Annotated in this window: 9 protein-coding genes and 1 pseudogene; 8 read left to right on the top strand and 2 right to left on the bottom strand. The window is 64.8% G+C overall.

Annotated elements, in window-relative coordinates; translation table 11 throughout:
- Positions 1–109: 109 nt before the first annotated feature.
- Together NYR54_RS08700 and NYR54_RS08695 are read right to left on the bottom strand one after the other, a co-directional pair.
- Positions 110–856: pseudogene (locus tag NYR54_RS08700) on the bottom strand (ABC transporter permease); the annotation flags it as partial.
- A 72-nt stretch (positions 857–928) separates the two neighbouring features.
- Complete coding sequence (locus tag NYR54_RS08695; RefSeq protein ID WP_261515240.1) at positions 929–1,924, bottom strand: LacI family DNA-binding transcriptional regulator; 996 nt, start codon at positions 1,922–1,924, stop codon at positions 929–931.
- A 146-nt stretch (positions 1,925–2,070) separates the two neighbouring features.
- Between NYR54_RS08695 and NYR54_RS08690 the strand changes: the two genes are divergently transcribed.
- The 8 genes from NYR54_RS08690 to NYR54_RS08655 all read left to right on the top strand — a co-directional run bounded on the left by NYR54_RS08690 (position 2,071) and on the right by NYR54_RS08655 (position 10,496).
- The gene (locus NYR54_RS08690; RefSeq protein ID WP_341484287.1) at positions 2,071–2,862 is read left to right on the top strand and encodes a glucosamine-6-phosphate deaminase; all 792 of its coding nucleotides are present in this window, start codon (positions 2,071–2,073) and stop codon (positions 2,860–2,862) included.
- Positions 2,855–3,628, top strand: a complete 774-nt coding sequence (locus tag NYR54_RS08685) for a sugar isomerase domain-containing protein (RefSeq protein WP_261515238.1) — start codon at positions 2,855–2,857, stop codon at positions 3,626–3,628. Before NYR54_RS08690 ends, NYR54_RS08685 begins: the two co-directional genes overlap by 8 nt.
- Positions 3,625–4,776 carry an N-acetylglucosamine-6-phosphate deacetylase gene (locus NYR54_RS08680; RefSeq protein ID WP_261515237.1) on the top strand — a complete coding sequence of 384 codons (1,152 nt, stop codon included), beginning with the start codon at positions 3,625–3,627 and terminating at the stop codon, positions 4,774–4,776. The genes NYR54_RS08685 and NYR54_RS08680 overlap by 4 nt, the downstream gene beginning before the upstream one ends.
- A complete protein-coding gene (locus NYR54_RS08675; RefSeq protein ID WP_261515236.1) occupies positions 4,773–6,020 on the top strand; it encodes an alkaline ceramidase in 1,248 nt (415 codons plus the stop codon). The genes NYR54_RS08680 and NYR54_RS08675 overlap by 4 nt, the downstream gene beginning before the upstream one ends.
- A gap of 104 nt (positions 6,021–6,124) precedes the next feature.
- Positions 6,125–7,447 (top strand): ABC transporter substrate-binding protein, encoded by a 1,323-nt coding sequence (locus NYR54_RS08670; protein WP_261515235.1) that lies wholly within the window; start codon positions 6,125–6,127, stop codon positions 7,445–7,447.
- A gap of 72 nt (positions 7,448–7,519) precedes the next feature.
- Positions 7,520–8,407 (top strand): carbohydrate ABC transporter permease, encoded by an 888-nt coding sequence (locus NYR54_RS08665; protein ID WP_261515234.1) that lies wholly within the window; start codon positions 7,520–7,522, stop codon positions 8,405–8,407.
- Positions 8,404–9,285, top strand: a complete 882-nt coding sequence (locus NYR54_RS08660) for a carbohydrate ABC transporter permease (RefSeq protein ID WP_261515233.1) — start codon at positions 8,404–8,406, stop codon at positions 9,283–9,285. Before NYR54_RS08665 ends, NYR54_RS08660 begins: the two co-directional genes overlap by 4 nt.
- The gene (locus NYR54_RS08655; RefSeq protein WP_261515232.1) at positions 9,282–10,496 is read left to right on the top strand and encodes an AGE family epimerase/isomerase; all 1,215 of its coding nucleotides are present in this window, start codon (positions 9,282–9,284) and stop codon (positions 10,494–10,496) included. The genes NYR54_RS08660 and NYR54_RS08655 overlap by 4 nt, the downstream gene beginning before the upstream one ends.
- Positions 10,497–10,580 lie beyond the last annotated feature (84 nt).

Raw genomic sequence — 10,580 nt, 5'->3', positions numbered from 1 at the left:
CCTCGCCGCGCGCCACATCGCAGGAGACGTCCTCCACCGCGCGCAGGACGGGTCCGCGTCCGAAAACGACCGGAGAGAAGTGCTTGCTGAGGCCGGCCACCGCGCCGAAATAGTCCCGGCTGGTAACGGCAGTGATCATCAGCAGGCCCATGCCCGGCCAATTGAAGACGCTTTCGATGAAGATGGCACCGCCGATCGCTCCGCCGATGGTTGAGCCGATAAGGGTGATGACCGGCAGAAGCGCGGTGCGCATATAGTCCTGGGACAACACCTCCAGAAGGGAGCTGCGCATGTACCGCATGATGAGCGCCCCCTGCGCGATCGAAAGCAGGGTTGCCAGCAGGATCAGATGGTAGAGAACGTCGAGGGTGGAATAGGGTTGGCCGGGCGTGAGCATGCCGCCCGAAGGGAACCACCGCAGGACGACCGAAAACGCGTAAAGGCCGAGCAGGCCGGTCAGGAACGCAGGGCTTGAAACGCCGAGAAACGACAGGACGGAGAGGCCGACGTCCGCGAGCCTGTTCTTGCGTATCGCGCTGGCGATCCCGGCGAAAATGCCCGCGACGATGGCGATCAGCATCGCGGTGAACATCAACAGCACCGTCGGGCCGACGCGGCTGAGAACGAGCGGCAGCACCGGCACGCCGCCGCGCTGGATCGAGTAGCCGAAGTCCCCGGACAGCGCCGCCGCCAGCCAGGCGAAATGCTGGATCGGCAGGGGCTGATCGAGGCCAAGCCGTTCGCGAAGCGCGGCAAGATCCTCTTCCGATATCGGAATGGTGGGATTGATGTAGGCATCGATCGAATCGCCGGGCGTGAGCGGAGGTTCCGGCGGTCCGCCCTTCGGCGCCGCCAGGTTTCATAGTGAGCCGGCCGATGTCAGGTTGAGAGAGTTCGAGCCTCAGCGGCCCTCGCGAATCAGTTCAGCTCAGGGTGCCGCACTCGTGGTCGATCGTGCGATGAGGTGTGTTTCCAGCATATAGCAGGCGTCGCCAAGAGCGTCCGACTGAAGCAGCTGCATCAGCAGCGAGACGGAAACCTTGCCGGCCTCGGCGGACTGGCCTGAGACCGTCGTAAGCACCGGTACCATCAAGGCCCCCAGCGCGTCGTCGCAGCCAACCACGGAAAAATCCGCCGGAACGGACACGCCGCGCGCGGCTAGCCCAGCGAGGATGCCCTGCGCCATCACATCGTCGAACGCAATCGCCGCCGTCGCTTTCCGGGAAAGAATAGAGGGGACGGCCTGGAGCCCCGCCTCGAAGCTCGGCACCGAGGCCGAAATCACGCTGAGTTCCAAGCCGAGTGCAGTGGCCGTCTTGCGTGCGGCGGCGCGGCGCTGCTTGTTCGACCAGGAGGCCGAAGGACCGCTCACATAGACGATCCGCTTGTGCCCAAGCTCCGCGAGATGTCTTGTCGCCTCCGCCACGCCGGTGCCGCTGTCGATCAGCACCCTCGGAATTCCCTCCACATTGCGGTTGATCAGCACCATCGGCTTCCGCGATGCGTGCGCCAGGATCCGCTCGTCAGACAGGCGCGGGGATGCCAGGACCACCCCCTCCACCTGGCTGGAAAGCCGACCGAGCAGCTTGTCCTCCTTCTCGGCATCTTCCTCCGAATTGCCGAGGAACACGCAGAGATCGGACCGCTCCGCCTCGGCCTGTGCCGCGCGGATCAGGGGCGGGAAGAATGGATTTGCGACATCCGGCACGATGAGGGCGATGTTGCCGTTGCGACCGGTGCTCAGCGCGCGCGCCGTATGGTTGGGCACATAGCCGAGGCGCTTGGCCACAGCCTTGATGTGATCCACCGTCTCCGGGCTCAGCATATGCGGCTTCGTATAGGCGCGAGAGACGCTCGAACGCGCCACGCCCGCAGCCTCCGCCACCTGGCTGATCGTAACGCCGCCCTTCCGTTCGGCCGGCAACGCTCTTCTCCGGTCTGTTTGCCCCGCTAGGAGAATGCAGGGAGCGGAGCCACAACGCAAGCGTTGACATGCAACCGGTTGCACATAATAGTGCGCTGCCGGTATGGATGTTTATCGTCGGTAGCTGCAGCCTCTGGAGTTTCGCTTTGCGTTCTTCTTTCTCAGACCTGTCGCCATCCCCCGTTTCGACCCGCAGGGTGGAGCAGCTTGTCGTCCAGACGTTCCGGGATGAGGAGGAAATGGGGGCAGCGGCTGCAGCGGCAGTGATCGCCGCGCTGAAGGAGCGCCTGCGCCGCCAGGACCACCTGCGCATGGTCTTCGCCGCGGCGCCTAGCCAATCCTCCATGCTTAAGAGACTCAGCATTGCCGAGGACATAGACTGGAGGCGCGTCACCGCTTTTCACATGGACGAGTTCATCGGCCTTCCGGCGGAGGCGCCGCAGCGCTTCGCCCATTGGCTGGACCGGCATCTTTTCGATAGGATTCCGTTTGGCGCGGTTCACAAGATCAGGCCCGAGCCCGACCCGGAACAGGAATGCGAGCGCTATGCCGGCCTTCTGAATGAGGCGCCTATCGACTTCGTCTGCCTCGGCATCGGCGTCAACGGCCATATCGCCTTCAACGATCCGCCGGTCGCCGACTTCGACGATCCCAATGACGTGAAGGTGATCGACCTCGACGAGATCTGCCGCAGGCAGCAGCTAGACGACCAGGGTTTTGCCAGCATGGACGAGGTGCCGCGGCGGGCGATCACGCTCACCATCCCCCGCCTCTTGCGCGCGGACCGGCTGTTCTGCATCGTTCCGGGAGCGCACAAGAAGGATGCGGTGCGCGGCAGCCTGCACGGGCCGGTAACCACCGCCTGCCCCGCAAGCATCCTGCGGCGGCATGCCGACTGCACCCTCTTCCTCGACAGGGAGGCCGATCCCGATGCCTGAGATCATGGACGCGGACGCGCTCTGCGCGGGCTATCTCGCAACCGTCCACACGCTGATGCAGCGCATCCTCGAAGAGGAGCGCGGTCCGATGGAGGCTGCCGCCGCGAAGCTCGCCGACCAGATCGAGGCAGATCGGCTGGTGCACATCTTTGGCCCCGGCGGCCATTCGAACCTCGCCGCGCAGGAGGTGTTCTTCCGCGCCGGCGGGCTGATGCACATCAGCGCCATCCTCGATGAAGGCACGCTTCTTTCCAACGGGGCGCTGCGGTCCATGGCCATCGAGCGGACGCCGGGCTATGGCCGCGTGGTCATTTCCAATGCCGGGCTCGGCGAAACGGATGTGCTGATCCTCGCCAACGCCTATGGCATCAACGCCGCCCTGATCGACGCCGCCCTCGAAGCGCGCTCGCGCGGCACCTTTCTTATCGGCGTGAGTTCGCGCGAGCATGCCGCAAATACGGCGCCCGAACATCCGGCCCGCCATCCCACCAAGCAGAACCTGCACGATATCGTCGACATTGCCATCGACACGAAGGTGCCGATCGGCGACGCGGTGGTGCGCGTGCCGGGCATGAGCCAGGACATCGCGGCGATCTCCACCTTCGCCAACGCCTATGCGCTGAACTGCCTGGTGATCCGCACCGTGGCCAAGCTTGTGGAGCGCGGCATCGAGCCGCCGGTCTGGCGCAGCGGCAACGCGCCAGGCGGCGACGAGGCGAACGCGCGCTTCATCTCCCGCTTCCGCGACCGGGTGCGCGCGCTATGACCAGTGCGGCCGTAATCTCCGGCCGTGATCCCGCCACCGGGAATGGCATCGCCGTTTCCGTGCGCGACGGGATAATCGAAGACATTTCTGCCACCGAAGATGTAGAGGACGTCTGGCTCTCGCCGGGACTGATCGACCTGCAAGTCAATGGTTTTGGCGGTATCGACCTCAATGACGGAAAGCTCAATCCGGAGCGCGTCATTGAGCTTACCCGAACGATGCTCAGCCTGGGGGCCACGACCTATCTGCCGACGCTGATCACCGCGTCCCGAGAGGCGCTGCTCGACGGGCTGGCGGCGATTGCCGAAGCCCGGCGCATCGACGGGCTGACAAGGCAGGTCATTCCCGGCGTGCACATGGAGGGGCCGAGCGTTTCGCCGGCGGACGGGCCGCGCGGCGCCCATCCTGCCGCTCATGTGCGGCCGCCGTCGCTGGAGGAGTTCGCAGCCTGGCAGAAAGCGAGCGGAGGGCTCGTCCGCCTCATCACGCTCGCGCCCGAGCACAAGGGCGCTGTCGATTATATCCGCGCCGTCGTGGCCGAGGGCGTCCATGTGGCGCTTGGCCATACGGCCGCGAGCCCGGAGCAGATAGCAGCCGCCGCGGAAGCGGGTGCCACCCTTTCCACGCATCTCGGCAACGGCGTTGCCGCGACGTTGCCGCGCCATCCCAATCTCATCTGGGCGCAGCTTGCGGACGACCGTCTTTCGGCGAGCTTCATCGCCGACGGCCATCACCTTCCCGCCGAAACGTTCAAAGCCATGCTGCGCGCGAAGGGCCTCGAACGCGCGCTGCTCGTCTCGGACAGCGTGGCGCTGGCGGGCATGCCGCCAGGGATCTATTCGCAGGCGATCGGTGGCGAGGTCGAGGTGCGCGCGGATGGCCGGATCGGCGTTGCCGGCACTCCCTATCTCGCCGGCGCCGGCCTGCCGCTCATTGCCAATGTCCCGATCGCCACGTGCATGGCCGGGCTTTCGCTTGCCGAAGGCCTGCAGCTTGCGACGGCAAATCCCGGACGGTTCGCCGGTGGGATCGGCCGCCTTGCTCCTGGACAGAATGCCGACCTCATACGGTTCACCACCGGCGCGCCGGGCGAGCCGCTGAAAATCGAGGCGGTCTGGAAGGTCGGAGAAGAGGTGTTCCGCGGATGATCCGGGCCGGAGCCGCCATCGTCGACATCACCCCGCCCGCCGGGCTTGCGATGTCTGGATTCGCGGCGCGAACGCTGCCTGCAAGCGGCACGCATGATCCGCTGACCGTAAGGGCGCTGGCCGTGAACGACACGGCTGTTGCTGTCGCCGATGTTATCGGGCTGCACCACGAGATGAGCGCGCGCATCCGCCGCCGCTGCGTGCTGCCGGACGAGGGCGTCATCGTCGCCGCGCTTCATAATCACGGCGGTCCGGTTTCGATGGTGCGGCGGCTCGGGGCGGAAGCGGACTTGGCCTATCTAGGCGTGCTCGAAGATGCCTGCGTGAAAGCCATCGACGAGGCGGTGGCCCGCCAGCGCCCGGCGCGGCTGGAGGTTGGTCTCGGCGCCGACCCGGACATCGCCCGCAACCGCCGCCGGCCCGACGGGCCCCTCGACCGCTCGCTGCCTCTCCTGCGGGTGGTCGGGGAAGACGGCGCCACAATCGCGCTGATGACCAACTATGCCTGCCATCCCGTCGTGCTCGGAGCCGACAACACACTCTGGACCGCGGACTATCCGCACTACGTGCGCGCCACGCTGGAGGCGGAGTATCCAGGAGCGATCGCCATCTTCATGACCGGTTGCGTGGGCGACGCCAATACCGGCCATTCCGCGCACGCCTCCCTGTCCCTTGCAGCGAACCCGGAGCGCACCTTTGCCGCAGCCGAGCGCATCGGCCGCGCCATTGCCGAAGCGGCGATGCGGGCCCCGTCCCAGCTGCTTGGCGAAAAGATCGCAGCCAGCAATGCCGCGGTACAGCTGCATTTCGAGCTCCGTGAGCAGGAGGCGCCGGACGCCCTGGCAGAGAAGTGGCGGCGGGAAGCGGCCGAGGCTGATCCCGTGGAAGCAACGCTCCTCAACCACTGGGTTGCCTGGGCCGAGAGGGTTGCAGGGCGCGACATGCGCCCGCTCACCGCCCGGGTGACACTGCTCGACTGGGGCGGATTGCCGGTCATCGGCCTTCCCGGCGAGATCTTTGCTTCGACGGCGCTTTCCATCAGAAAGGCTTTTGGGCCCGATCCACTCTTCATCGCCGGCTTTGCCGAGGACAATCCGGGCTACATCCCGCCGCAGGAGGAATATGCCTTCGGCGGATACGAGGTCGAGGAGGCGCACCGCTATTACGGACAGCCGGCCGCTTTTGCGCCAGGCTCCGCCGAGGCGCTGGCGGCCGCCGCCATTTCCTTGCGCACCGGGGGCTGACAGATGCTGCCGGCAAGCACCTTGCTTCACTTGACGCGCAACCGGTTGCATGGCAGGTTTTTCTACAGGGAACACTTCCGCTCATGATCAAGGGGAGAGCACAGATGAGAGCGCACAGGGCACGCAAGTCTCGATCCATCAAGGCCAAGATCGCAGGAACGCCTTTGGCGCTCGCGGTGGCGGCGGGCCTTTCCATGACGACCACCACGGTGTCGGCCCAGACCATCACCGTCTGGAGCGGCTATCCGGAAATGGCGCCGTTCTACGAGCACGTGGCAGAGTCCATGAAGGACGAATATCCGGACCTGCAGGTGAACGTTGAGGCGATCGCGCTGCGTGAGCATGAGAAGCGCATCGCGCTCGGGCTCACATCGGGCTCCGCCGGCGTCACGGTGATCGAACTAGCAGGCTCCACAGCCAGCCGCTACATCGAGAACGACCTTATCCCCGCCGCACCTGAAAATGTCGCCGCCTTCGTGAAGGATCCGGCCAATTTCGGCTCCTTCTTTGTCGAGACCGCGAGTAAGGACGGCACCGTCTACGGCGTGCCGCTGTTCCGCGGCCAGGGCGCTCTTTTCTACAACGTCGACATGTTCGAGGCAGCCGGTCTGACCGAGCCGCCGCGGACCATGGAAGAGTACACCGAATATGCCGAAAAGCTCACCCAGCGGAACGAGAATGGCAATCCGACCGTCTCAGGCTGGAGCTTGCGGCTCACCGGCGGCGGCCAGGGCATTGCTGAGAAGTTCTGGATCAACCTATTCCAGTACGGCGGCTCGGTGATCGAGCCTGACGGCAACGGCAAGTGGCGCGCCAACTACGCCAACGAGGCGGGCCGCAAGGCGCTGAAGCAGTATTTGGAGAACGTGCACGTTCTGAAGACAGTGACGCCCGAGATGCCGGCGGATGCCGAGGCCTTCGAGCGCGGCCAGACAGCTATGTTCATCCGCGAATCCTGGGTGATCGGCGACATCGCCGCCAAGGCTCCGGACCTCAACTACGCGACGGCTCCCCTGCCCCGCGGCTCGATCGCACTGCCGACCAATCTCTATGTGAATTCGGTCGAGGGCGAAGATGCCGAGGCCGCCTGGGCCTTCGCGCTTGCCACCAATGAGCCCGAAAACCTCATCTGGCTTCTGGACAATGTGGGTTGGCTGCCGAACCGCTCCGGCGTCGATTACTCCGTCGTCACCGACCGTGTTCCTGCTTTCGCCGCCTTCGTGGACTATCCGGAGGATTACGAATTCTTCACGCTTCCGGCGATCGGCCCCATCGAGGAGGTGCTGACGCGGCTTGCCGGCCAGCTGACCGCCGCTTACGCCAATGCGGACCTGGCGCAGGATGATGCGGCGATCGACGCCTTCCTTGCATCGGCCGCCGAGGAGACGAACAATATCCTCAGCCGCGAGGGCTTGCTGGCCGAATAAGTGCCCTCGCTATAAGCTCCAGGGCGGCCACCGGCCGCTCTGGCTATAAAGGCAGTTCCGACGGGAAAGCATATGCTGCAGCGAAGACTATGGCGGTTCGCGATGCTGGCGTTCCTGCCGACGCTCGCGATCTTCGCATGGGTGCGCATCTATCCGATCACCGAGACGCTGCGGCTCAGCCTTCACAAGTGGGACATCCTGTCAAAGAACAAGCCTTTCATCGGGCTCGACAATTTCCGCGAGCTTTTCCATGACCGGCTGTTCCTCGATGCGCTGGTGAACACCTCGATCATCGCTTTCGGCGTTCTGGCGGTTACCATCCCGCTGGCCATAACGATCGCCGCGCTCATCCATCACCGCACCGCCTCGCGCTTCTCAGGCTTCTACGAGACGGCGGTCTTCATCCCCCATGTCGTTTCGCTCGTTCCCGCGGCCATGGCCTGGAAATGGATCTTCGACGCCAAACTCGGACCGCTGAACGCGCTTTTGCAGTATTTCGGCGTCCCGGCGCAGCCCTGGCTTTTCGATCCGGTGCTGTCGGTGATCTGCATCATCGTGCTCTGCTCCTGGCAGGCGCTCGGCTATGCGGTGCTCATCTATCTCGTCGGCTTCAAGAGCCTGCCGGTCTCGCTTTTCGAGGCCGCCAAGCTCGACGGCGCGGGCGGCATCCAGCGCTTCTGGTACGTGTCTATTCCGCTCCTGAAGCCGATCACGCTGTATGTTTCCGTCGTGACGCTGATTTCCGGCTTCAATGTCTATGCGCAGGCTTTCGTGCTTGCTTCCGACTCGCAAGGGGCGCCTGGCCGGCTGGTGCGGGTGCTCGTCCTCGACATGCTGGAAAACAGCTTCCGCAATTATCGTGTCGGCTATGCAGCTTCGGAAGCCGTGGTTCTTCTGGCGATCGTTCTGGTGTTGACCCTCATCCAGTTCGGCCTGCTGCGTGAGAAGGGACGGGCATGACGGCGGTGGACGCAACCGGCAAGGTCAGCGTGAGCGCAGCAGAAGAGATTCCCGCACGGGAAAGGCTCATCAATCTGGCGATTGACGTCTTTCTCTTCGCCTTCTCCCTTCTCATGATCCTGCCGCTCGTCTTCCTCGTCTCGAACGCGTTCAAGACGCCGCAGGAACTTCTGGCCTGGCCACCCACCATCATCCCTGCCGAGCCCACTGTGGAGAATTTCCGCGCAGTGCTCGCGGACACGCCGCTGGCGCGCTGGATCTTCAACAGCCTTACCTTTGCAGTGCTCTCGACCCTGTCGATCGTCGCCACTTCGGCGATCTCCGGCTATGTGCTGGCGAAATTCCGCTTCCGTACGTTGAGCGTCATCTTCGTGATCATCCTCGCTACGGCCATCGTGCCGTTCGAGGTTTACATGATCCCGCTCTATTTCCAGGCGCAGGCCTTGGGCATTCTCAATTCCACCTGGGGCCTCCTGCTCGGCTACCTGGTGATGAGCTTCGGCATTTTCCTGATCCGCCAGAACGTCATGCACTCCATACCCGACGAGCTTCTTGAGGCGGCGCGCATCGACGGCGCCGGCGAGTTCTGGATTTTCTGGGCGATCGTCCTACCGCTTCTGCGCGGCGCACTCGGCGCGCTTGCCGTCCTCGCCTTCTTTCAGGCATGGACCGCCTTCGCCTGGCCGATGATCGTCACCACTACGCGCGAGACCTATACGATCGAGGTGGGGCTGGCGCTTTTCCAGACGGGCTTCACGGTGGATCTCGGCCGCCTGAGCGCGGCATCCGCCACCGTGCTTATCCCTTCCATCACCCTCTTCGTCATCCTGCGCCGCAACTTTGTGCAGAGCGTGGCAGCCACGGGCCTCAAGGAATGAGCGGCACGTTCCTGCAGGAGGCGGCGGAGCGCTACACGCGCGCCAATGCCGGCACGCTTCGATGGATGCTCTCCCGGCCGCCGCTCGGGCGCGGCTTCCTGAACACGAAGCTCAACAGCCTGACACTCGCCGACTACACGGCCGCCGACGGCCTGCGCGGACCGGATTATACCTATGGCTGGATCCAGGGCCGCGGCCTCGAGGCAATCGCTACCCATGCCGCCTTCTTTGCCGAGCGGCAGCCTGATCTTTCGCGAAAGCTCGATGAAGCCGGCTGCCGCCTCTACGCGCTTCTGAAGGAACTGCAGAGCACGGACGGTCACGTCTATTTCCGCTATAACGCGTCCATGCAGCCGATCCGCGCCGAAAAGGACGGGCGCGTCGTCCCCCAAAGCCCGGCAGGCGAGATCTACACCTATTCGGATGCCTTCGCGGCCAAGGGGCTGATCGCGGCGGCGCACCGCTACCAGCCGGAGGACCTGCCCAATCATCTCGCCTATCTCGGCCGCGTTATCGCAGCGATCGAGGATGGCCGTTTCCAGATGGACGAGCAGGCGGAGCTCGGCGAAGCGGCCCTTGCCGCCCAGGCGGACGATTTCGGGCCCCGCATGATCCTGCTGGGGGCCGCCGGCATGCTGGAGCGGCTAGGACTGGCCGAACACGCGGACTTCGCCGGACACTTCATCGCCCATGTGATCGAGCGGCACCTCGACCCGAACACTTTTCTCCTGCGAAACGTGCCCGGTGACGACCATTGCAATGTCGGCCACGGGATCGAGTTCGCCGGCTTCGCGCTGGACTATTCCCCGGCCGCCAGCGACGCGGAGCTGGTGTGCACACTCGAGCGCGTTCTACTCTCCTCGATCGACTTCGGCTTTGCGGAAGCCGGACTCTCGCTCACCATATCGATCTCCACAGGCGAGAAGCTCAGCCGTTACCAGCCCTGGTGGTCTCTGCCGGAAGCGATCCGTACGGCGGCGCTCGCCTGGTCACGGACCGGCAACCCCGACACGCTCGCCGCCTGGCGGCGGGCGGACGAGGCCTTCTTCCGCCAATACTGGCGAGGCGAACCGCCGATCGCCTATCAGACGCTGACTGCCGAAGGCCCGGTCGACTACGTGCCGGCGACGCCCGACCTAGACCCTGGCTATCACACCGGCCTCAGCCTGCTTACCGCCATCCGTGTTGCCGAGGGGGCGGACCGCGCCTGAGCACTGAGCCGGATATCGATGGTCTCGACGACTACGGCCTCCTCGCACGTATGCCACCCATCAGGCTCGCATCTTAACCTGCTG

This window comes from Chelativorans petroleitrophicus (assembly GCF_025398195.1).
Lineage (GTDB): Bacteria > Pseudomonadota > Alphaproteobacteria > Rhizobiales > Rhizobiaceae > Chelativorans > Chelativorans petroleitrophicus.
This window is presented reverse-complemented; position numbering and strand designations above follow the sequence as displayed.